At 45.5% G+C, this 23,737-nt stretch carries 21 protein-coding genes and 1 rRNA gene; 17 read left to right on the top strand and 5 right to left on the bottom strand.

The features are described 5' to 3' along the window. Window positions 1-46 precede the first annotated feature (46 nt). From rrf to AC1HDP_RS13315, 3 genes are all read left to right on the top strand, one after another. Window positions 47-162: ribosomal RNA gene (gene rrf / locus AC1HDP_RS13305) — 5S ribosomal RNA — on the top strand. A gap of 445 nt (window positions 163-607) precedes the next feature. Beyond that, window positions 608-880 carry a YkgJ family cysteine cluster protein gene (locus AC1HDP_RS13310; protein ID WP_479639096.1) on the top strand — a complete coding sequence of 91 codons (273 nt, stop codon included), beginning with the start codon at window positions 608-610 and terminating at the stop codon, window positions 878-880. Then, a complete protein-coding gene (locus AC1HDP_RS13315; protein WP_479639097.1) occupies window positions 871-1,305 on the top strand; it encodes an Rrf2 family transcriptional regulator in 435 nt (144 codons plus the stop codon). The genes AC1HDP_RS13310 and AC1HDP_RS13315 overlap by 10 nt, the downstream gene beginning before the upstream one ends. On the opposite strand, the gene AC1HDP_RS13320 is transcribed toward AC1HDP_RS13315, so the two are convergent. From AC1HDP_RS13320 to gpmM, 4 genes are read right to left on the bottom strand one after another with little or no spacing between them, the layout of a single operon-like run. Then, entirely contained in the window at window positions 1,297-2,010 is a 714-nt protein-coding gene (locus AC1HDP_RS13320; RefSeq protein ID WP_479639098.1) for a divergent polysaccharide deacetylase family protein, read from the bottom strand. The genes AC1HDP_RS13315 and AC1HDP_RS13320 overlap by 9 nt on opposite strands. A 37-nt stretch (window positions 2,011-2,047) precedes the next feature. Continuing rightward, entirely contained in the window at window positions 2,048-3,244 is a 1,197-nt protein-coding gene (locus AC1HDP_RS13325) for a S41 family peptidase (RefSeq protein ID WP_479639099.1), read from the bottom strand. A gap of 20 nt (window positions 3,245-3,264) precedes the next feature. Then, window positions 3,265-4,401, bottom strand: a complete 1,137-nt coding sequence (locus tag AC1HDP_RS13330) for a murein hydrolase activator EnvC family protein (RefSeq protein ID WP_479639100.1) — start codon at window positions 4,399-4,401, stop codon at window positions 3,265-3,267. 9 nt (window positions 4,402-4,410) lie between these two features. Continuing rightward, entirely contained in the window at window positions 4,411-5,955 is a 1,545-nt protein-coding gene (gene gpmM, locus AC1HDP_RS13335) for a 2,3-bisphosphoglycerate-independent phosphoglycerate mutase (protein ID WP_479639101.1), read from the bottom strand. Between the two features lie 288 nt (window positions 5,956-6,243). Here gpmM and AC1HDP_RS13340 point away from each other — a divergent pair, with 288 nt between their 5' ends. The 13 genes from AC1HDP_RS13340 to mog all read left to right on the top strand — a co-directional run bounded on the left by AC1HDP_RS13340 (window position 6,244) and on the right by mog (window position 22,341). Next, window positions 6,244-6,678 (top strand): rhodanese-like domain-containing protein, encoded by a 435-nt coding sequence (locus tag AC1HDP_RS13340; protein WP_479639102.1) that lies wholly within the window; start codon window positions 6,244-6,246, stop codon window positions 6,676-6,678. 151 nt (window positions 6,679-6,829) lie between these two features. Then, the gene (gene secB / locus AC1HDP_RS13345; protein ID WP_140930237.1) at window positions 6,830-7,315 is read left to right on the top strand and encodes a protein-export chaperone SecB; all 486 of its coding nucleotides are present in this window, start codon (window positions 6,830-6,832) and stop codon (window positions 7,313-7,315) included. A gap of 6 nt (window positions 7,316-7,321) precedes the next feature. Then, window positions 7,322-8,344 (top strand): NAD(P)H-dependent glycerol-3-phosphate dehydrogenase, encoded by a 1,023-nt coding sequence (gene gpsA / locus AC1HDP_RS13350; RefSeq protein ID WP_479639103.1) that lies wholly within the window; start codon window positions 7,322-7,324, stop codon window positions 8,342-8,344. A 164-nt stretch (window positions 8,345-8,508) separates the two neighbouring features. Further along, the gene (locus AC1HDP_RS13355; protein ID WP_479639104.1) at window positions 8,509-9,702 is read left to right on the top strand and encodes a BaiN/RdsA family NAD(P)/FAD-dependent oxidoreductase; all 1,194 of its coding nucleotides are present in this window, start codon (window positions 8,509-8,511) and stop codon (window positions 9,700-9,702) included. Between the two features lie 93 nt (window positions 9,703-9,795). Beyond that, window positions 9,796-10,962 (top strand): sugar diacid recognition domain-containing protein, encoded by a 1,167-nt coding sequence (locus AC1HDP_RS13360; RefSeq protein ID WP_479639105.1) that lies wholly within the window; start codon window positions 9,796-9,798, stop codon window positions 10,960-10,962. A 121-nt stretch (window positions 10,963-11,083) separates the two neighbouring features. Further along, window positions 11,084-12,349 carry a GntP family permease gene (locus tag AC1HDP_RS13365; protein WP_140930240.1) on the top strand — a complete coding sequence of 422 codons (1,266 nt, stop codon included), beginning with the start codon at window positions 11,084-11,086 and terminating at the stop codon, window positions 12,347-12,349. Window positions 12,350-12,360: 11 nt separating this feature from the next. Continuing rightward, a complete protein-coding gene (locus AC1HDP_RS13370) occupies window positions 12,361-13,503 on the top strand; it encodes a glycerate kinase (RefSeq protein WP_140930241.1) in 1,143 nt (380 codons plus the stop codon). Between the two features lie 61 nt (window positions 13,504-13,564). Beyond that, a complete protein-coding gene (gene eno, locus AC1HDP_RS13375; RefSeq protein ID WP_479639106.1) occupies window positions 13,565-14,857 on the top strand; it encodes a phosphopyruvate hydratase in 1,293 nt (430 codons plus the stop codon). 124 nt (window positions 14,858-14,981) lie between these two features. After that, entirely contained in the window at window positions 14,982-16,421 is a 1,440-nt protein-coding gene (gene pyk, locus AC1HDP_RS13380; RefSeq protein ID WP_479639107.1) for a pyruvate kinase, read from the top strand. Between the two features lie 219 nt (window positions 16,422-16,640). Beyond that, window positions 16,641-17,540, top strand: coding sequence for a GGDEF domain-containing response regulator (locus AC1HDP_RS13385; protein WP_479639108.1), 900 nt, complete (start codon window positions 16,641-16,643; stop codon window positions 17,538-17,540). Window positions 17,541-17,551: 11 nt separating this feature from the next. Beyond that, the gene (locus AC1HDP_RS13390; protein WP_479639109.1) at window positions 17,552-18,484 is read left to right on the top strand and encodes an ABC transporter substrate-binding protein; all 933 of its coding nucleotides are present in this window, start codon (window positions 17,552-17,554) and stop codon (window positions 18,482-18,484) included. 11 nt (window positions 18,485-18,495) lie between these two features. Beyond that, window positions 18,496-21,663 (top strand): hybrid sensor histidine kinase/response regulator, encoded by a 3,168-nt coding sequence (locus AC1HDP_RS13395; RefSeq protein ID WP_479639110.1) that lies wholly within the window; start codon window positions 18,496-18,498, stop codon window positions 21,661-21,663. Window positions 21,664-21,807: 144 nt separating this feature from the next. Then, on the top strand, window positions 21,808-22,341 hold the full coding sequence (gene mog / locus AC1HDP_RS13400) for a molybdopterin adenylyltransferase (protein ID WP_479639111.1): 534 nt from the start codon (window positions 21,808-21,810) through the stop codon (window positions 22,339-22,341). 54 nt (window positions 22,342-22,395) lie between these two features. Here mog and AC1HDP_RS13405 read toward each other — a convergent pair whose 3' ends face one another. After that, window positions 22,396-22,578: a hypothetical protein gene (locus tag AC1HDP_RS13405; protein WP_479639112.1), complete on the bottom strand. Its 183-nt coding sequence runs from the start codon at window positions 22,576-22,578 to the stop codon at window positions 22,396-22,398. 106 nt (window positions 22,579-22,684) lie between these two features. Here AC1HDP_RS13405 and AC1HDP_RS13410 point away from each other — a divergent pair, with 106 nt between their 5' ends. Continuing rightward, window positions 22,685-23,689: a GlxA family transcriptional regulator gene (locus AC1HDP_RS13410; protein ID WP_479639113.1), complete on the top strand. Its 1,005-nt coding sequence runs from the start codon at window positions 22,685-22,687 to the stop codon at window positions 23,687-23,689. The last annotated feature ends 48 nt before the right edge of the window (window positions 23,690-23,737 follow it).

Genomic DNA, 23,737 nt, shown 5'->3' on the forward strand with positions numbered 1-23,737 from the left:
TGAAGATTGAGTACTCAATAATTAGCTTTCTGAATTTCCAAATTTGTCTGGAGACCATAGCACTGTGGCACCACCTGATCCCATTCCGAACTCAGAAGTGAAACGCAGTCGCGCCGATGGTAGTGTGGGGTTTCCCCATGCGAGAGTAGGTCATCTCCAGGCGCCTAATTTCTCGGAAGAGAGTCGATAAAGCCCGTTGCTCACGCAGCGGGCTTTTTTCTTTAGGTTTTTTAAGAGTTTTTTGTTGGTTTTTAACTGATTAATTCAGCTTATCTAGTGATGTTATGGATAGTGTTTGCGATCAAGTGTTAATTGAGTTGGTTCACCTGCATTTTTTGCTAATTATTCTTTAAGATACCTACGAAATATTTTCAAATATTAAGGTTAACCTGAAGCTGAACTTACTGCTTATTTCTGCTTATTTGTTTTGAGACTGAATCATTAATGAAAAGGTTAATGGCTAAATGTTGATGTTAGCTGGGATTAGGCGTGATATTCCATGTGTTTGATTACTGAACTTAGGTTTGATTGATCAACTTAGGTGGGGATCGGGTATAATCGACGGCTACGATTATCGAGTCGTAATTTCTTTGATATGAGGCTGTTCATGCAATGTCGTCTTGGCTGTGGAGCTTGTTGTATTGCTCCAAGTATTTCTACACCTATACCAGGTATGCCACAAGGTAAACCTGCCGGCGTTCGTTGCATTCAGTTGAGTAGTGACAACCTATGTTTATTATTTGGCTCTGAGACTCGCCCTGCTGTCTGTCATGATTTCGAAGCAAGTATGGATGTCTGCGGCACTCATAATGCAGAGGCTATGTGGTTAATAACTGAGCTCGAAGCTCTGACAGCATCTGGTGATAGACAATGCAATTAACTCGTTATACCGATTATGCATTACGTACACTCATGTATTTGGCCATTAAGCCTAATCGTGAAGAATTATATCGTATTGCGGAAATTACTCAGGTGTTTGATTTATCACCTAATCATGTATCTAAGATCATTCATAACTTAGGTAAGCTTGGTTATCTGCATACGGTTCGCGGTAAGAATGGTGGCTTTAAATTAGCTAAGGCTGCGGAGCAAATTAATATAGGTCAGTTAGTGAGAGAACTCGAGCCGACCATGAATGTCATTGATTGTCATCAGCCAGCTTGTCAGTTAATTAATGCTTGTCAGCTGAAAGTCGCCTTAGCTCAGGCAGTTAAAGCATTTTTGACTGTGCTTGATCACTATAATCTGCAGGATATGGTGTCTAATCGCGATCAATTAGTACAGCTATTACCATCATTAGCTTGATGGTTTATCTTGCTGAGTTAACGCCAGTTTGTAAGGGAGTAAGCTTGATACTGGCACTAAGCTAATGCCTTCACTCTCTAAACGCTGCAGGTTATTTTTCAAAAATCGAACCGTTTCTGGGTGTGGGTGCGCAATTATTACAGCGTAGCCTTGGCTGTGGCTTAGTTGCATTAAGTGCTTAAATTGCCGCTCAAGTGAGGCGTTATCTAGCTGATTATCTAAGAATATTTGTCGAGTAAGTAATGGAATACCTTGTTGTTCGGCTTTTTGCGCTGCCTTACTAAAGCGCGTGGTATTGCTATCAACAAAGAATAAATCATGCTGCTTTAATTCTTGCATCAACCAAGTCATAGGCTCTGCCAGTTGAGTCAATAAACTTCCCATATGATTATTCACCCCAATAGCGTGGGGCACGCTACCTACCGACGCCTTGATTGAGCGCCTCATTTGTTCCTCATTCATATGATTGGTTAAACCGCCGAGCCCAAGTGCTTTACCATTGAGCGCTTGCATGGGAAGATGCACCATAATGTCATGGCCGTTGTGATGAGCTTGTGTGGCTATATTTGATCCAATTTTGGTATGAGGCAAAATAGATAAAGTCACTGAGGGTGGCAAACTTAATACGTTACTATCCGTATGGCGATAACCAATATCATCGATAATGATGGCGATTTGTCCAGCTAATACAGGCTTTGCAAGCATTCCACTAAGAGCGGCTAATAACAAAAAAATCTGGGGGTTACGGCGAAGCGGAAAACCAATGGATTGCAGTAGCCAAAATCTCATCTGATTGTTTTTCTTTGTTATTGGATGAATTGCCGATTATATCCACATTCTTGGCTGTTAATATATCATTAACATTTATTTTTATGTCGGGCTCTATTCCTTGTTGATGAACCTTGTTGCCTGCAGGGGTTAGATAATTAGCGATAGTGAGTTTCATGGCGCTAAGTTGTGACTCCATAGGTAAGACAGTTTGCACTGTCCCTTTGCCAAAGCTAGTTTCCCCCATGAGTAAGGCGCGGCGATTTTCTTGTAGGGCGGCTGCAACAATTTCAGCTGCTGACGCTGAGCCATGATTTATTAGTACGACCATGGGAATGCCGTTAATTATGCTGGTCTCATCGGCAAAATAAATCGTGTTGGCCGCAAAATAGCGCCCTTGGACAGAAACAATCTTGCCATCATCGAGTAATAAATCAGCGACTTGTACGGCTTGATCTAATAAGCCGCCGGGGTTATCGCGTAAATCGAGTATGACACCAGTTAATGTTTGCAGTTGCCATTGCTGCAGAAAACCTTCGAGCTTACTGGCGGTATCTTCTTGAAAATGAGTTATTTTTACGTAGCCAATATTATTTTTAAGCATATCAACCGACACAGATTCAATGTGAATTTCATTGGGTGCTAGCTCAACATTTACGACCGTTCCCTGACGATATAAACTCAATTCGATATTCTGCCGCTGATGGCTGTAGCGGCGAATCGCTGCTAAGAAATCGTTAAGCTTAGCGGCGTTAACTGGTTCAGCAAATAGATGTGTGATGATGTCGCCAGGCTCTATACCTGCATGCGCCGCAGGTGAAGGGTAGAATGGAGTCAGTATACGAATTTCATCGGTTTTATTATCAGCAGCCACTTCAAAGCCAAAACCAAAATATTCGCCTTTATTGCTTTGTTCTAACAGTAGTAAATCTGGCTGGGATAAGTAACTTGAATAAGGGTCGAGCTGGCTGACTATGCCTTGCAGGGCCGCGTCTATCAATTGCTGCTCACTCAAGCTATCAACATAATGAGTTTGTACCAGATTAATGACTTCACTTATTGTGTTAGTTGCTGGGACTGGCGGCGCTGCGTCACTTTGATGCCAAAGAGTCGACAGTACGCCTAGCACCGCCCCGCAAATTAGCAGAATTATCGCCTTTACTAGTGCCATTCAGCCCCCTGTGGGACTGATTAATTCCGACAATAAGTAGCCGGATTAACGGCCTGTCCCTTATGCCGTATTTCAAAGTATAAGCCAGGCTCGGTTTGTCCACCGGATTGACCGACTAAGGCAACATTATCACCTTTAGCCACTGTATCGCCTGGATTTTTAAGCAAGGCTTGGGCATAACCATATAGGCTCATATAGCCTTGACCGTGATCTACCACTAATACCATGCCAAAGCCTTTTAACCAATCGGCATAAATCACTTTGCCTGAGGCAATAGCTTTGACAGTGCGCCCTTCGGGTGCTTTGAGTAACACCCCTTTCCAGCTGACATTGCCCGAACGCTGACTGCCAAAACTTGCCTGCACTTTGCCGGACACTGGCCATGCTAATTTGCCTTTCTGTTTGGCTAAACCACTCATGCTGGGATTGGCTTTGCTGGCTTCGGCGGCTTGCTTCAATAAATGCTTAATGCTGCCTTCTTCTAACTGCAACTGTTCAAGCTGAGCGCCTTGAGTATTGAGCGTCTGTTGTAGCTGGCTTAATGTTTGTTTTCTTTGCGTTTGCTCGTCAGCCAATTGCTCTTGCTGCTGACGCTGAGTCAAAATGAGCTTATTGAGTTCATCTTGGCGGCTTAATTGCTGGGCTTTGACTTGCTCGAGTTGCGTTTGCGTGTTTTTGAGCGATTCAATGGCATTGATGCGGGCTTTATTGAGGTATTGATAATAAGCCAGCATTCTTTCTATGGTGGCGGGTTGCTGTTGATTAAGCAGCATTTTACTGTAATCGTGATTACCGGCTAAATAGGCCGCAGACAGTTGTTTTGATAGCGTTTGTTGTTGTTTTTGCTGGTCGGCGTTTAGCTGTTCAAACTCACCAGATAATTGCTCGAGTTGATTTTTTGTGGTCTGTAATTGTTGCTTGGTGAGGTTAGCTTTGCGAGCGATAGTCGCAATGGCTTGCTCGTCTTGCTTGAGCAAAGATTGCAGCTTTTCTCTTTGCTTACTGATTTTCGAGACAGCATTGTGCTGCTTATTGATCTCTTGCTGGATCTGCTTGAGTTCAGCCTGGCGACGACTGAGCTCGCTGGCATCAGCTGGCAAGGATAAGATCAAAAAGCCTGCGATAAGGCAGGCTTTTAATTGGGGTAAAAAGCTCACGAGTTAGCGTTACTCAGTTAAATGGATCAATGGCTTACCAGTCATTTCTGCTGGAATGGCTTGTCCTAACAACTGTAACATGGTTGGCGCTATATCACTTAAACGGCCGCCAGCATCGATATTGGCATCACGACCAACATAAATAAAAGGCACCAATTCGCTGGTATGGGCAGTGTGTGCTTGGCCTGTGGTTTCATCCACCATTTGCTCAGCATTACCGTGATCGGCAGTAATAATACATTCGCCGCCCACTTTTTGCAGGGCATCGACGACTCGACCAATACAAGCATCAACCGCTTCACAGGCGCTTACAGCCGCCTCAAAAACACCAGTATGGCCAACCATATCGCCATTAGGGTAATTACAGATGATGACATCATACTTAGTGGATTCAATTGCTTCCACTAATTTGTCTGTGAGTTCGGCCGAGCTCATTTCAGGCTTTAAGTTATAAGTCGCGACGTTAGGCGAGTTAATCAGAATTCTGTCTTCACCGACAAAGTTCTCTTCTTTGCCGCCATTGAAGAAGAAGGTCACATGAGCATACTTTTCAGTTTCAGAAATTCGTAGCTGAGTTAACCCTTGGTTTTGCAGGGTTTCACCTAAAGTATTGACTAAATCTGTGGATGAGAAAGCAATGGCGGCTTGGATATCGGCGGCATATTCAGTCAGCATCACAAAATTAACATCGGGATGTACTGAACGCTCAAAGCCATCGAAATCAGCATTAATAAATGAGCGGCTAATTTGACGAGCGCGGTCGGCGCGGAAATTCATAAAGATCAGCGCGTCATTATCTTGTAATTTCGCGGCTTGGCTTTGGCTATCAACCATGGCTGAGGCTGCTACAAACTCATCATTCTCATCACGAGCATAGGCCGCATCAAGCGCGTCTAAGCTATTGGCGTAATGGTATTGCGCGCAGCCTGCGGCGATTAACTCATAGGCTTTAGACACTCTATCCCAGCGATTGTCTCTATCCATAGCAAAGTAACGGCCAATGATAGAGGCTACTTTGCCTGTGCCTAAGGTGCTAAATAGGGTTTCAAAGTGAGCTAAATTCGCTTTAGCGCTGCGTGGCGGGGTATCGCGGCCATCTAAAAAGGCATGTAAATACACTTGAGTGGCGCCGCGACTGACGGCCATTCTACACATGGCATCAATATGGTCTTGATGGCTATGTACGCCGCCTGGCGATAATAATCCCATGATGTGTACTGCGCCGTTAGCCGCAATGGCGGCATCAATGGCTTGGCAAAGTACTGGATTTTGTTCAAATTCGTTATCTTCTATCGCTTTAGTGATCCGCGTTAATTCTTGATAAACCACGCGGCCAGAGCCGATATTGATATGACCTACCTCTGAGTTACCCATTTGGCCATCGGGTAAACCGACATCCAAACCTGAACCTGAAATAAGGCTATTAGGGTACTGTTGGTAGAGTTTATCCAGTACAGGAGTATGCGCATGATGCACGGCATTCATGTGCTCGCTGTCGCGATGACCCCAGCCATCAAGAATAATCAGCGCCAGAGGGCGTTTTGCTGCAGACATAAAGATTCCCTTAGAATTATGAAAATAGAAATCGAAACTGTATGAATCTTACTACTTAAGCGGGCTGTGACAAAGGGAAGTTGTTCGATTAGTGTTATCGGTGCTTTCATCGAGGTTAATGGTTATTTGGCTCAGTGTTTGCCACCATTTAGTTACTAATGGCTGCGCCTGCGTTGCAACTGGGTTCTGTGACGGGAAATGTTGTCCTAAACTCGCCAGCGAGGGGCGCTTGGGTATATACTCTGCGACCAGATAATTCCAATTAGCTGATACAACAGGCAGAGACAGATGCAAGAGTACATCGAATTTTTGAAAGCAAACCCAATGTTAAGTGTGGCATGGGTGGGTTTATTTATTGCTGTTTTGGTAACTATGGTGAAATCTAGCCTGTCTAAGGTCAAGAACGTCAACAATCACGAATTAACTATGATGATTAATCGTGAAGACGCCAAAGTCATCGATGTTCGTGGTAAAGAAGATTTCAAGAAAGGCCATATTGCTGGAGCTATGAACGTTCCTATGGCTGACATCAAAAATAACCAAGCCACCAGTCTTGAAAATCTTAAAACAAGCCCCATTGTAATAGTGTGTAGCGCAGGCATGACATCAACACAGGCTGCTCAGTTGCTGTCAAAGCAAGGCTTCGAGCAAGTATTTAACCTGAAAGGTGGCATGGGTGAGTGGCAAGCCGCTAACTTACCTGTCCAAAAGAGCAAACGCTAATCATTATCTCCGTTCGGCTTCATCCTAATCGGGGGAGCCGATAGTGAAAAACCTGGGATGGTTCTGAGTTTCCACCATTGGAACTCAGTTATTATCATTAAACCCAAGGTATGTAATATACCGGAAACACATTGATAGGATAAATCGAGTCATGGCTGAAGCAATCAATAACGAACAACAAGCCCCACAATTTCAAATTCAACGCATCTTTACTAAAGACGTATCGTTTGAAACTCCTAATAGCCCAAATGTCTTCCAAAAAGAATGGCAACCAGAAGTTAAACTCGATTTAGATACTCGCAGCAACAAGTTAGCTGATGATGTGTTTGAAGTTATTTTATCTCTGACGGTAACCGCCACTAACGGTGATGAAACCGCTTTCCTGTGTGAAGTGCAGCAAGCCGGTATTTTCTCAGTGTCTGGTTTAACTGAGCCACAATTAGCGCATTCACTGGGCGCTTATTGCCCTAACATCCTTTTCCCATATGCTCGTGAATTAGTTGGCAGCTTGGTTGCTCGTGGTACTTTCCCACAGCTGAACTTAGCGCCAGTTAACTTTGATGCCCTGTTTGCTCAATATGTACAGCAACGTCAGGCTCAAGCTGCACCAGCAACTACTGAAGAAGCTAACGCTTAATTATTTATGAAAGACACTGCCGATATTACGGTGTTGGGGGCGGGCTCATATGGCACCGCCCTTGCCATTTCTTTAGCCAGCAATGGCCATAAGACCTTACTCTGGGGTCATGAGCCTGAACATATTGCTGAACTGCAACGTGATCGGGAGAATCGTGAATTCTTGCCAGGTATCGCTTTACCTGAGTTATTGCAGCCAGAAGCTTCACTTGCTAAGGCGCTGAGTGCTAGTCGCAATGTATTGGTGGTCGTTCCTAGCCATGTGTTTGGCTTGGTATTGGCGCAAGCTAAGCCATTATTGCGACAAGATAGCCGGATTGTATGGGCGACCAAAGGCTTAGAGCCTGAAACCGGTCGGTTATTGCAAGATGTGGCCCACGATGTGTTAGGTGATATCTATCCATTAGCGGTATTGTCAGGCCCAACCTTTGCTAAAGAATTAGCCGCCGGTTTACCGACAGCTATTTCGGTTGCTGGCACTGATACTCACTTTACTCAAGACTTGATTGAATTACTGCATAGCCCTAAGCGTTTACGCGTGTATGGCAATGATGATTTTATTGGTCTGCAGTTAGGTGGTGCGGTTAAGAATGTTATCGCCATTGGCGCTGGCATGTCCGATGGTATTGGTTTTGGTGCCAATGCTCGCACAGCATTAATCACTCGCGGTTTAGTTGAACTGACTCGCTTGGGTGAGGCGTTAGGCGCGCAGGCTGATACCTTTATGGGTATGGCTGGCTTAGGCGATCTGGTATTAACTTGTACCGATAACCAATCACGTAATCGTCGTTTTGGCTTAGCCTTAGGCAAAGGTCAAGATGTTGATTCGGCTCAGAAAGAGATTGGCCAAGTGGTCGAAGGTTACCGAAATACCAAAGAAGTACACACCTTAGCCCTGCGCTTAGGGGTGGAAATGCCAATTACTGAGCAAATCTACCAAGTATTGTATGAAGGTAAATCACCATTTGATGCTGCCGCAGGGTTATTAGCGCGTGAGCGTAAGTCTGAAACCTCAAGTCGCAAAGTTTGAGCGATAGACGCCCCATTAAAGGATGCTAAAATGGCATCCTTTTTTATTGCCGTTATCGCCTAAATCCCGTCATTCACCTGTGCTTGGCCATTTAGGTCAAATAGTATTTATCCTAAGTACCTTTCCAGCCATGCTGCGGTACCCGTACCAAAATGAGACTTGTTATGTCACAAACCCAATTCGATGTCATCATCATAGGCGCCGGCGCCGCTGGCTTGATGTGTGCACTTACGGCTGGCTATCGAGGCCGCAAGGTGTTGTTAGTCGACAACGCTAAGCAGCCCGGACGAAAAATCCTCATTAGTGGTGGCGGGCGCTGTAATTTCACTAACTATCATACCGATGCTAATGCCTACTTATGTGCTAACCCGCACTTTGTTAAATCCGCCTTGGCGCGTTTTAGTCAGTTTGATTTTATCGCTATGGTTGAGCGTCATGGCATTAGTTTTCATGAAAAAACCTTAGGTCAACTGTTTTGTGATGAGTCAGCGAAAGACATAGTCACTATGCTAACGACAGAGTGTGAATGGGCTGGGGTAACAACGCAGCTGCGCACTGATATCAATGCCATTACCACGAATGCCGATGGCGAGTATTGCTTAGCAACCTCAGCGGGTGCCTTTAGTTGTCAGTCGTTAGTTATAGCGACAGGCGGCTTATCTATGCCAAAACTTGGCGCCACCCCTTATGGTTATAAAGTTGCGGAGCAATTTGGTTTGCAAGTATTGCCGACTACGGCCGCCTTAGTGCCTTTTACTTTGCAGCCAGATGATAAAGCTAAATATGAAGAGCTGTCAGGTATTGCCTTACCCGTAGTGATTACTGCCGAGTGCGGTCAAAGTTTTAAAGAAGCCATGCTATTTACCCATAGAGGCTTGAGTGGACCTGCGGTATTACAAATCTCATCTTACTGGCAACCGGGACAAGCCGTTACCGTCAACTTGCTGCCAGAACACGACTTTGTACAGTGGCTAAATACAATCACCCAAGAATCACCAAAATTGTCTTTCAAGAATGCACTAAGTCGCTTATTACCTAAGCGTTTGGTGGAGAGATTAGTGGAACTGGGTGAGTTACCAGACAAGCCAGTTAACCAATTAAGCAAAAGCGAAATTCAGCAGTTAGGCGAGTATCTGCATCAATGGCGCATTGCGCCCAATGGCACCGAAGGTTATCGCACCGCCGAAGTCACTTTAGGCGGCGTAGATACCGACGAGCTATCTTCCAAAACCATGGAAGCTAAGCGTCAGGCCGGATTATTCTTTATTGGTGAAGTGGTTGATGTAAGCGGTTGGCTTGGGGGTTATAACTTCCAATGGGCGTGGTCAAGTGGCTATGCCGCCGGCGAAGCTGTATAGCTAATTGCTTGAGTTAAAGGCTTATAGGTGTGATGGTTTAGCGCTTATAGCTTTAGCACTCAATTATTGGCGAGCATTTCATTAAGGGACATTATGTTATCCAAGAGTATTGCCCAGAAAATAGTTGAGCGCGTAATGAGTGCGCTCAACTACTCAATCAATGTGTTTGATGCCAACGGCATTATCATAGGTTCGGGGGATGCTTCGCGGATTAATGATATTCATGAAGGTGCCCAACTGGCGTTTAATGATTGCCGTATGGTTGAAATTAATGACAACATCGCCAATCAGCTTAAAGGCGTAAAACCCGGTATTAATGTGCCGATTTTCTATGGCAATAATCCTGTGGGGATTGTTGGGATCTCCGGCAATCCCAATGACATTCGTGAGCAAGTGCCATTGGTAAAATCCATTGCTGAGCTCATCATTGAGCAAGCCGAAGCTATGTCGCATGTGCAGTGGGACAGGCGCCATAGAGAAGAATTGGTGTTTCAATTGATCAATGGTGACGGTTTTTATGAAGAGCAATTAACCGACATAGCTGAAAGATTAAAACTGGATCTCAGACAACCCAGAATTGCCACCATCATTAAATTATTCCCTAAAAATGGCCATCAGATCACGTCCGATCACCTTATTCGTTTGGTGTACCTGTTAGAGAATCCAGAGCGCGACAATATAGTTGCCATTAAATCTGTGACTCGAAGAGAAGTCGTAGTGCTAAAACCCGTCAAACTCCTTCATGACTCTTGGTCAAAAGAGCATGAATTGACAAGAATTAAAGCGCTATTTTCCCGGATTGAAGATGATAAAAAATATGCCGCAAAAATCTATCTCGGTGATTACTATCCAAATATCAATGGATTAAGCCTCTCATATTTGTCGGCAAAAGCCACCATGGAGGTTAATGAGAACTCCACAAGCAATAATGGCAATGAATTTCATTTTTATAATGAAGCCATGATCCCCATCAGTTTGCATTACCTTAAAAATATTAAGTGGCATTCCGATCGCATTCTCAAACCTTATGAGTTACTCAAGGTGCAGGATAAGAAAGGCTTGTTAATTGATACCCTCAAGACTTACTACAAGCAAAACTGCAATATTAATGCGACCTGTGATGCCATGGCATTGCACCGCAATACCATTCGTTACCGACTCGAGCGGATATGCGAAATCACCAATCTTAATATTTTTGACTTTGATGCCAGTGTGCATCTGTATATGTCACTGCAAGCCCATGAAGGGGCTAATTTTTAATTTGTACATGTGCACAAAAAATCGCGATTTTTATTGGTTTGCTTTCCACCATGTACACAAAGACTTAAAAATTTAATATTGTTAAATTACTCCCCGACATTATTCAGTCGGAGAATATATTGTGGTGGAAGTTTCCATGCTCGGCGCGCTGGTGGCGTTGCTTGTAGCTATTTTTCTTATTTTAAAAAAGGTGCCGCCGGCATACGGTATGATGCTGGGCGCATTAGTTGGCGGTATCGTCGGTGGCGTGTCATTAACAGAGACAGTGTCACTTATGATAGGTGGCGCGCAGGGCATAGTTACTGCCGTGCTTCGTATTTTGGCCGCAGGTGTATTAGCTGGCGTGCTGATTGAATCTGGCGCCGCGACTGCGATTGCCGAATCCATCATTAAAAAAATCGGTGAAACCCGCGCCTTATTCGCGCTGGCACTGGCAACCATGATCCTCACCGCCGTCGGCGTGTTTGTTGACGTTGCCGTTATTACTGTAGCGCCTATTGCTCTGGCTATTGCTCATCGCACTGATATTTCCAAAATGGCGATTTTGTTGGCCATGGTGGGTGGAGGTAAAGCCGGTAATGTCATGTCTCCTAATCCTAATTCTATCGCCGCTGCTGATGCCTTTAACGTGCCACTGACCAGTGTTATGGCTGCAGGTATTATCCCTGGGCTGTGCGGTATGTTATTTGCTTACTTCATTGCCAAAAAACTGGTTAATAAAGGCAGCAAAGTAGAAGCCCATGAACTGGTTAGCGTTGATACTCATCTGTTACCAAGCTTTGGCGCCGCCATTGTTGCCCCTCTTGTTGCCATAACCTTACTGTCGTTAAGACCTATCGCCGGTATCGCCATTGATCCTCTGCTGGCACTGCCTTTAGGTGGTTTAGCTGGCGCCATAGCGATGAAGCGCTATAAAGAAATCAACCGATTTGCCATCTCTGGCCTGAGCCGTATGGCACCTGTGGCCGTGATGTTGCTGGGTACTGGTACTTTGGCGGGCATTATCGCTAACTCTGGCCTTAAGTCAGGTCTTATTGATGGCCTTACCGCTTCAGGCTTGCCTTCTTACTTACTGGCTCCGATATCAGGCGCCATGATGTCACTGGCAACAGCCTCGACCACAGCAGGCACCGCCGTTGCTTCTAGCGTATTTAGTCAAACTATTCTTGAGCTGGGCGTTCCTGCGCTGGCTGGTGCTGCCATGATCCACGCCGGTGCCACAGTGTTTGACCATATGCCACACGGCAGCTTCTTCCATGCCACTGGCGGTTCAGTGAATATGCAAATGAGTGAACGACTGAAACTGATCCCTTATGAAACCGCGGTTGGTCTGATGATCGCCTTCGTATCCACCATGATGTTCGGCGTGTTCGGATTCACTTTCTAAGGTAATAAATAATGAAAATTGTAATTGCTCCTGATTCTTACAAAGAAAGCCTGACCGCGATGGAAGTGGCTCAAGCCATTGAGAATGGTTTTAAAAAAGTTATGCCTGATGCGCAGTACATCAAGTTGCCTATGGCTGATGGTGGTGAAGGTACAGTGCAGTCGCTGATTGATGCCACTGGCGGTGAATTGTTCAACTGCAAGGTTACTGGCCCACTTGGTACTCCAGTTGATGCTTTCTTTGGTATCACAGGTGAGCAGGGCGGTAAGCAGACTGCCATTATTGAAATGGCTGCGGCCTCGGGTCTGCATCTGGTGCCAAGCGCCCAGCGCAATCCACTGATCACTACCACCTTTGGTACTGGAGAGCTGATTAAAGCTGCGCTGGACAAAGGTGTGTCTCACATCATTATCGGTATTGGCGGCAGCGCCACCAATGATGGCGGCATAGGTATGGCGCAGGCACTCGGTATCAGTCTGACTGATGCTGCTGGCACAGAGCTAGGCTTTGGCGGTGGAGAATTAGCGAAACTTGCGAGCATCAATATCGCTAAGCTCGACCCACGTTTGGCTGAAGTCACTATTGAAGTTGCTTGTGATGTTGATAACCCACTGTGTGGCCCTAAAGGCGCGTCGCAGGTGTTTGGCCCGCAAAAAGGCGCAACGCCAGACATGGTGGCAGAGCTTGATAGCAATCTTGGCCACTATGCCGAGGTGATTGCTAAGCAGCTTGATGTTGAAGTGAATCATGTGGCAGGAGCGGGCGCCGCGGGTGGTATGGGCGCTGCATTAATTGGTTTACTTAAGGCCAATCTGCGCCCAGGCATTGAAATCGTGATGGACGCCGTCAACCTGAAAGCCCATTTGCAAGACGCAGATCTGGTCATCACAGGTGAGGGTCGCATCGATAGCCAAACCATTCACGGTAAAACACCCATTGGCGTAGCACGTTGTGCCAAGCAATTTAATCTGCCTGTTATCGGTATTTCAGGCTGTTTGAGCCAAGACTGCGCCGTAGTGCACGACCATGGCATAGACGCTGTGTTTGCCGTGGTATCTCGCTCGGTATCGCTGGAAGAGGCGCTCAAAGAAGCAGAATTTAATGTTGAATTGACTGCCCGTAATGTCGCGGCTGTATATCAGTTCAAATGCTGAGACCTAAGCTAGTCTCAGAGCCAACAAATTTCATATTTAACAGTTAATAAGAATAATCAAAATGAAAAAAATAATTCAAATTAAAGCTCGTGAAATCATGGATTCCCGCGGTAATCCAACCGTAGAGGCCGAAGTACACTTAGAAGGTGGTTTTATTGGTATGGCGGCCGCGCCATCGGGCGCCTCTACTGGTAGCCGCGAAGCGCTGGAACTGCGTGACGGCGATAAGAGTCGTTATTTAGGCAAAGGCGTATTAAAGGCCGTGGCTAACATCAATGGTCCAATCCGCGCGGCCTTGCTGGGTAAAGACGCCACAGCTCAAGCTGAGCTTGATGGCATAATGATCGCCCTTGATGGTACCGACAACAAAGACAAGCTGGGCGCTAACGCTATTTTGGCCGTGTCTCTGGCCGCTGCCAAAGCCGCTGCGGCTGCCAAGGGCATGCCACTGTATGCTCATATCGCTGAGCTCAATGGCACTGCGGGTCAGTACAGCATGCCAGTTCCTATGATGAATATTCTAAACGGCGGTGAGCACGCTGATAATAACGTAGATATTCAAGAGTTTATGGTTCAGCCTGTGGGAGCTAAGAGCTTCCGTGAAGCTTTACGTATGGGCGCCGAAATCTTCCATCACTTAAAGCAAGTGCTGTCAGCCAAAGGCTTGAGCACCTCAGTGGGTGACGAAGGCGGTTTTGCGCCTAACCTGTCTTCTAACGCTGAGGCACTGGCCGTGATTAAAGAAGCGGTTGCTGCGGCAGGTTATGAGCTGGGTAAAGATGTGACGTTGGCGCTCGACTGCGCGGCCTCTGAATTCTACAAAGAAGGCAAATATAAGTTATCTGGTGAAGGCAAAGAGTTCAGCGCTAACGAGTTTTCAGATTTCCTTCAATCACTGACCGAGCAGTACCCAATTGTCTCTATTGAAGATGGTTTAGATGAGTCTGACTGGGATGGCTGGGCCTACCAGACTCAAATCATGGGCGATAAAATTCAACTGGTGGGTGATGACTTGTTCGTGACTAACACTAAGATCTTAAACCGCGGTATCGAGAATCATATTGCTAACTCGATTCTGATTAAGTTCAACCAGATTGGCTCTTTGACTGAAACCTTAGCCGCTATCCGTATGGCGAAAGAGGCCGGTTACACAGTCGTGATTTCCCATCGCTCGGGTGAAACTGAAGATGCCACTATTGCTGACCTTGCAGTAGGTACTGCGGCTGGCCAAATCAAGACTGGCTCACTGTGCCGCTCTGATCGCGTAGCCAAATACAACCAACTGCTGCGTATCGAAGAGCAGTTAGGTGAAAAGGCGCCTTATCGCGGTTTGACTGAAATTAAAGGTCAGTAATAGCCCCGACTACTAAGCCCAAGGGTTTGAGCGAGTCTGATTAAAAGATTTCCCAAACCCCATCAGGCTTAAACATTGGCAAGCAGTGCCACATGACACAGACATCAGAAATTTGGAAATCAATATGTTTCGTAGAACCAAGATAGTAACCACCTTAGGCCCAGCAACGGATAAAGATGATAACCTTAAGCGCATTATTGCCGCAGGTGCCAACGTAGTGCGTCTGAACTTTTCTCACGGCTCAGCAGAAGATCATCTAGCCCGCGCAGAAAAGGTGAGAGAAATCGCCAAGTTACTCAACAAAAACGTGGCAATTTTGGGTGACTTGCAAGGCCCTAAAATCCGCGTTTCTACCTTTAAAGATGATCAGAAAATCAAACTGAATATCGATGATAGCTTTACGTTAGATGCCGAAATGGCCAAAGGTGAAGGTAATCAAGTTGCCGTAGGTATCGATTACAAATCACTGCCACAAGACGTAATAGTTGGCGATATTTTGATGCTGGATGACGGCCGCGTGCAGTTGCAAGTATCAGCCATTGATGGCGCTAAAATTCATACTAAAGTGACTGTTGCTGGCGTGCTGTCTAACAACAAAGGCATCAACAAGAAAGGCGGTGGTCTGTCTGCTGCGGCTCTGACCGACAAAGATAAAGCCGACATAATCACAGCCGCTAAAATCGGTGTGGATTATCTGGCGGTATCTTTCCCGCGCTCAGGTGCCGATATTGAATACGCTCGCCAATTGGCGACAGAAGCTGGTTGTAATGCCTTAATCATTGCTAAGGTTGAGCGCGCTGAGACAGTACAATGTGAAGCGGCTATGGATGATATTATCCACGCCAGTGACGTTATCATGGTAGCTCGCGGCGATTTGGGGGTTGAGATTGGTGATGCTGCGTTGGTTGCTGTGCAAAAGAGCCTTATCCGTCGCAGTCGTCAATTGAATAAAGTCGTGATCACTGCCACTCAGATGATGGAATCAATGATCACCAGCCCAATGCCAACTCGCGCCGAAGTCATGGATGTGGCTAATGCCGTGCTAGATGGTACTGATGCTGTGATGCTATCGGCTGAAACTGCCGCGGGTGATTTCCCAGAAGAAACAGTAAAAGCCATGGCCAGTGTATGTCTTGGTGCAGAAGAGCATCCAAGCATTCAGTTGTCAGGCCATCGCCTGAACATTCGCTCAAACTCCACAGAAGAAACCATTGCGCTGTCGACCATGTATGCCGCTAACCATTTAGACGGTATCAAGGCGATTGTTGCCCTGACTGAATCAGGACGCACAGCTAAGCTGATGTCGCGCATTAACTCTAATCTGCCGATTTTTGCCTTGTCTCGTCAGCAAGGCGTACTCAATAAAATGGCGCTGTACCGCGGTGTTATGCCAATTGCTTTTGATACCAAGAGCTGTGGAGCAGACAATATCGCCACTAGTGCCCTTAATATGCTCAAGCAAACCGGTCATTTGCAAGCTGGTGATTTAGTACTGCTTACCCATGGTGATGCTATGGATGTGGTTGGTAGCACTAACACACTCAAGACTCTGATAGTGGCCTAAACCAAGGGCTCATGGAGCCTAACGCCGAACAAACAAAAGCCGTAGCCTTGCTGCGGCTTTTTCGTTTATTGAGGTAAATGTTAGCTTTCGCTAACAAGGCCAAATTTATTCGTGATGATTTTTTCATCTATAAATTCATAAGCTTTCACTATAAGCTTTGGCTGCTACACTTGGTAAAGGACGAATTTTAGGTTTGAGTTGTGAAGGCAGGATGCACTTATGGATGAACTTGAAACTGTGCTGATAGTTGATGATATTAAAATGAATCAACTCATTATGAGCCAGTGTTTAAAAGGGTTATACCATGTAAGAGTGGCGCATAGCGGCCATGATTGCATTCGGCTAGCGAATATTGACCCGCAGCCCGATCTTATTTTGCTCGATGTGGTTATGCCTGAGTTCGATGGTTATCAAGTGTGTCGCCATTTAAAAGAAGATCCCAATACCTCAAAAATCCCCATCATATTTGTCACAGGTAAAGATACCGATGATGACGAGCAATACGGCTTAGAGTTAGGCGCCGTTGATTATATTACTAAACCTATTCGCCCAGCGATTGTAAAAGCTCGTGTATCTACTCATATCCAGCTTAAAAAACAGCGAGACACCTTGCAGTACTTAGCGCTGCACGATGCGTTAACCGGCCTATTTAATCGCTATTTTTTAGAAGAATGCGCGCTGCAACGCATTGCTCGTTTTAAGCGCCATGATGAACCTTTGTCTGTCGTTATGTTCGATGTGGATAACTTTAAAGCCATTAACGACACCTACGGCCACGACATGGGCGACTTTGTGCTTAAAAGTATTGCTGAATTATTGCGTAAATTAACCCGTAAGGAAGATGTAGTCGCCCGCATTGGTGGAGAAGAGTTTGTGATTTTAATGGATTGTTCGTTAGAAGTAGCGGCCACCAAAACTGAAAAAATCAGGCTAGCTTTAGCTGAGTCATATCCCGGCGCTTTATTAGTGACGGCCAGTTTTGGGGTAGCAACTGCGACTAAAGAGCTAATGGTGTTTGCCGACTTACTTAAAAAAGCTGACTTGGCTGTGTATCAAGCGAAAGCTAATGGTAAAAATCAGGTGGTTTGCGCAGATGACGCCGCATCGACGGCTAAGTAAAGGAATACGGAATGCAAAAGCTATTATGGATATTGGTCTTTAGCTTGCTGGGATGCGGCGCTAAAGAACCAGAAAAAGTCACTTTAGCCATTAATCCTTGGCCTGGGTACGAGTTACTGTATCTCGCCCATGAAAAAGGTTTTTTGCGCGGCGAAAACTTGCAGATAGAGTTGATGGAAGTGATGAGTTTAGCCGATAGTCAGCGCGCTTATTTAATGGGGAATGCCGAAGGTTTTGCCAGTACCATGATAGAAGCTGCGCAAGTGGCCTCTCTTGGCGGCGAGCCGGTACAAGTGGTGTTGTTAACCGATTACTCCAGTGGTGGCGATGTGATTTTGGGGCAAGCTGGAATCACTTCAATGAAGGATTTGAAAGGTAAGTTAGTCGGCTGCGAGGTCGGTGTGCTTGGCATCTATATTTTAAGCCGAGCGCTGGCGCTACACGGCATGTCGCTCGCTGATGTTAATGTTATCAATGTCGAGCAAGCTGATAGCTTTGACATGATGAAAACCGGAAAAATTGATGCAGTAGTCACTTATGCGCCTTTCATGGGTAAAACCATGAATATTGATGGCGTGCACCCGCTGTTTAGTAGTCTAGAGGTGCCCGGTGAAATTATCGATGTCGTGTCGTTTTCGCAAGCTAGCATCAAGAATCATCCCGATTTAGTACCATTGCTTAAGAGTGCGTGGGAAAAATCCTTAGCACAACTGGAACAATACCCAGAACAATCCATGGCGATTATGGCAAAACGCGAAGGCGTGAGCGTTCAAGATTATGCGGAATCATTAAAATTATTGACCTTATTACCCTTGGCAGAACAGCAAAAAATTAAACAGAACAAGCAGCAGCTCAAGGCTATGGGCAAGGCCTTATGTCAGGCGCTCAATAACATAGGCTCAATAGAATCTGACTGTAAGCATATGGACAATATTTTTAACTAGGATAGTAATCAATGACTGAGATGCTGGCGATTCGACCAAAGCGCAATATTGTCTACAAGTTGAACTTACCCACTATTATCTGTGCGATTTGCGTCAGTATTATTATTTCGATTTTATATCTTACGGATATGAAACAACGTATTCGCAGCCAAGTGGCGCATGAGTTAACTGACTTAATTGGTACGTTAAACTTAACTTTGGAAGCCAATCCTTCGGTCACCAATATGCAGCGGGTGGTAGCAACCTTAGCCTCGAAAGATAATATCAATCGACTCAGCTTGATTGACCCTAAAACCCATCGAATTCTGGCCGATAACCACTTACGCTATGTGGGCGAAGAATTTAAATTACCGTTGGCCGTTAAGGATATTTCCTACAACCCAAGTATCGGATTACAACAGTTTTCGGATGTAGATCTGATGCAGATAGATCATCTTGAGCAGTATTTATTACTGCATTTGATATCCCCCACAGAGCAGCGTCTACGCCCTTATGTTGTGTATGTAGATTATGATCTGCATGAGTTACAGGCGCTATATCGCGGTTTATTGCTGACCTTTATCATGATCCAACTGTTTGGTTTTGCCCTATTGCTCGGGGTGAATTTATACATACAGCAAAAAGTTGTCATTCGGCCAATAACCTCTATTCGTCAGCAAATTATTGATAACCATGGCACTGCCGCCATCAAGTTTTCGAGCAATGATGAATTTGAATCTTTAGTAAATGGGTATAACGAGGTAATAGGTAAGCGTTTACAGCAAGAATTAGAGTTAGAAAGCTCGCGGCGCTATATCGATAATATTGCCAAAGTACTGCCTATTCAGATGGCCTATATAGATCAGTATTTTCATGTGAGATTCATTAACGCCAATTATCTACAGTGGCTTGAATCTGAATTAGATCAAGTGATTGGTCGGCAGTTAAGTGAAGTGTTATCGCCCTATGAGCTTGGACTCATGAGTGCCTATTTTGCTAAGGCGATGGCCGGCAACATTGAAACTTTTGAGTTTGAATGTTTCTCTAAGCGCTTGCAGCGTAAGGAGTATTTTCAGGCAAGTTTAATTCCCGATATAGATAAACAAGACGCAGTGTGTGGCGTGATTATCTGTATCGAAAACTTAAGCAACATTAAGCTCAACGAGATCAAAATTGAGCGTTATGCCCAAGAGTTAGAATTTAATAACTGGGCATTATCCGATGCCACCGAAAAGGCCGAAGCCGCCACACGGGCTAAATCTGATTTCTTGGCTTGTATGAGCCATGAAATTCGCACCCCCATGAATGGCGTCACAGGTATTTTAGCCATCTTGTCTGAAAGCGAGCTCAATGAGCAGCAGCGCCACTATGTCGCGCTTGCCACCAATAGTGCTGACTCCTTGTTATTGCTAATTAACGACATTTTGGATTTTTCTAAAATCGAGTCAGGCAAGTTTGATATTGAACATATCGCTTTTGATTTTGTGAGCCTGCTAGATGATGTATTGCAGTCGATGTCGCTTAAGGCTGAAGATAAACACATTAAGCTGATTTATGACATAGGTCAGTTACGGGTGCGCTGGATGGAGGGCGATCCTAATCGCATTCGGCAAGTGCTAACCAATATCATAGGCAACGCCATTAAATTCACTGAAGCGGGCTGGGTTGAAGTGTATGTGACTACCCATACGCTGGGCGATGGTAAATTGCAGCTATTAGTCAGTATCGAAGACACTGGCATAGGCATTAGCGAGCAAGTGCAAGCCACACTGTTCTCACCTTTTACTCAGGCAGATAGCACGACCACGCGCCATTTTGGTGGCACAGGTTTAGGCTTATCCATTGCTAAGCGACTATGCGAGCTTATGGGCGGCAGCATTAGTCTTGAAAGCTTACAAGGGGTGGGCAGTTGCTTCAAAATTCAGTTAGAGCTTGGCGTGCAGGCCAAGCCGCAAGGCATCTGGCCACCGCAACTACAAGGTAAAGTCATTCACTTCTTTGGTCATATTAGTGATGAAGAGCGCTTACTGGTGGATTTGTTTGAGACTTGGGGCGCTGACATTAAGATGGCCGCCTTGCCACCAAACCTTAACCAAGTGGCGCATGACGATAATACCTTAGCTATTTTCTATTACAGTCATCGCGCTGATAATCAATTGCACGACTTGATAACCACTTTTGCCGCGCCTTTGCCTGCGCATTCGCCGCCGGTGGTGATTGCCATTACTCATCAGCAGCGAGTGCTACTTAAAAATATTGATGACTCTTATTTAACCTTAACGCGGCCGTTATCGTTAATGCTGCTACTGAATGTTATTGGGCTTGGTAATAATCAAACTCGTAACTCCATGATAAATGCTGATTTTTATAGTGATGGCACCCAGCTTTTATTGGTCGAAGACAATAAGATTAATCAAATCGTCGTGACTGGCATGCTGCAAAAATTTGGGATTAGCGTGGATTATTGTAACAACGGTGTTGAGGCATTAGTTCATTTAAGTTCACCTGATTGCCCGGATTACCCCGCGATTTTAATGGATTGCCTCATGCCAGAAATGGATGGCTATCAAACCACGCGCGCCATCCGGGCAGGGCAAGTGGGCGAAAGATGGCAGCATATTCCAATTATCGCCATTACCGCCAATGCCATGAAGGGCGATAAAGAGCGCTGCTCGGAAGCGGGCATGAATGATTACCTGTCTAAACCTTTGCAAGAAAAAGAAATTTCTTTGGTATTAAGTCGTTGGCTAATGCAGATTGAAGCCAATAGCGTAATGGATGTTAATCCAAATAAGGCGCTGCCTATGAATAGTAAATTGCCACCGCCATTAAGTGCGGTGGCGGGTGTGAAATCCGCGGGCGAAGTGTTTAATAGCGCCGCTGCCTTAAGGACTATGTCGGGCGACAAGCAATTGCTGGCTGAAGTGTTAGCTATGTTCGTGCAAGAGATGCAAGAGTATGAAGGTACCATTGGCCGCAGTATTGAGCATTGTGATTTTACGTCGCTGCGCAATTGCACTCATACCATCAAAGGTGTGGCGGCGAATCTTGCCATGCCGGTGTTATCTGAGTTGGCCAAACAAGTTGAATTGGCGGCTAAGCATGAAGATCAATCCTTAGTCGATGTGCTTGGGGCGGAATTACTGCAGCAAATGCGCTGTTGTATTGATGTCGCTCGCACCTATGATTTAGCGGGCTAGTAGGCAAAGGCTACAATCTGATTTTTGCTGGCAATTAATCCATGATATTTTACGCTAAATATTTGCCTCAGTAGGGCTGCGGTGCGCGATGAGTTGCATTGCACCTGTGATTACTCGAGGCTGGGTTAATAAAGGATATAAATAATGACGGCAGCAAAAATCGGTATCGTGACAGTCAGCGATCGCGCGAGCGCGGGTATCTACGAAGATTTATCTGGCAAGGCGATTATTGACGTGCTCAATGAATACCTGACATCAGCATGGGAGCCTGTGTATGAGGTTATCCCAGATGAGCAGGACGTGATTGAAGCCACACTGAAAAAGATGGCCGATGAATGTGGTTGCAGTTTAATTGTGACTACTGGCGGCACGGGCCCTGCCAAGCGCGACGTTACTCCAGAAGCCACTGAAGCTGTGTGCGATCGCATGATGCCAGGCTTTGGCGAGTTAATGCGCGCCGAGTCGTTAAAGTTTGTACCTACCGCCATTTTATCGCGCCAAACTGCAGGTTTACGCGGTGATACCTTGATAGTTAACTTGCCAGGTAAGCCTAAGTCGATTCGTGAATGTTTGGACGCTGTATTCCCAGCTATTCCTTACTGCATCGACTTAATGGAAGGACCATTTCTTGAGTGCAATGAAGACGTGATTAAGTCGTTCCGACCTAAAGCTAAATAAGCACCTGTAAGTTCAAGAGCACCGGCATATGCCGGTGTGGTTGTTTATGAGCCATTAACAGCAATGCCGGTTGGCCATTTTCCAGGCGGCAAAGCCTGTCAGTAACACCAAACTGGGTATGGCAATCAAGTGTGCAAAAATACTTGGCAATATATTGAAGTGTAACCACAACAATAAGCTCCAATTGATTACCATAAAGCCGATAGCGGTAAGCATGGTTGCGATTGGCGATGTCATAGATTTAGCCTCGATATTGTTAACTGATATTCAGTATAAAGACTGGATAAATGGTTAGTAAGAGTCATTATTGACAATATTGGGGTCGTAAGTGACAGGTTCGGCGATGAAAACCATTATGATTTTGGCCGCAGGTAATGTGGTAGCTAGCGGTATTACTAGTATCTTGGATGTCTTTAGTTTCTGTAATATTTATTGGCGTCGCATCCATCCAGAGGTCAATAGTGACTTATTTCATGTCCATATCGTTAGTCCTGATGGCAAGCCTGTCACCACTAACCATGGCTTTACCATTCCAGCTATCGCTTTAGATGAAGTCGAATTGGCCAGTGCCGATGCCGTCTTGCTTGCCTCGGCTTTTGTCACTGATATGGATGAATATATTGAGTTTCGTGATGCCTTTTCGCCGCTGATGCCAGCGTTAGTCTGTTACGCTAAAACGACTAAGCCCATCGCGGCATATTGCTCAGGTACCTTGATCTTGGCCGCTAGCGGCTTATTAGCGCAACACAAGGCCACCACCGCTTGGTGGCTCACGGACTTATTTCGCCAGCAATTCCCCGAGATCACGCTTTGCATGGATTCGCTGGTGGTCACCGATGGACAATTTTATAGTGGTGGGGCAACCAGCTCTTGCCTTAGTTTGGCACTGAGTGTAGTGGAAGTGCTTGCAGGTTCGCAGCTGGCTAATCAATTGTCTAAGGTATTGCTAGTGGCCCCTAATCGCGGCTCGCAGCAGCCTTTTATGACCATAGCCATGACCACAGAGTTTCACCAAGACAGCCTGATCACTGAAATACAGCAATGGATGCAATTGCATTTAGCAGAGCAGTATCAGCTAGATGACATTGCCGCACACTTTGCCCTCGGTAAGCGCACTTTAATTCGACGCTTTAAAAAAGCCTTGCATGAAACGCCAGCCAGTTATTGGCAACGGCTGCGAATTGATGAGGCCAAGCGATTATTAGAAAGCACGGATCTAGCCCTGGCACAGATAATGGTGAAAGTTGGCTATGAAGACGTAGGTTCTTTTCGCAAGTTGTTTATCCAGCAAACGTCATTATCGCCGCGGGCTTATCGAGCCAAGTTTTCCAGCCATTGTTGCGAATAAAAAGGCACAGTCAATTCTGTGCCTTTGTTTAAACATTAATAACTAAAT

This window comes from Shewanella sp. ISS20 (genome assembly GCF_056522965.1).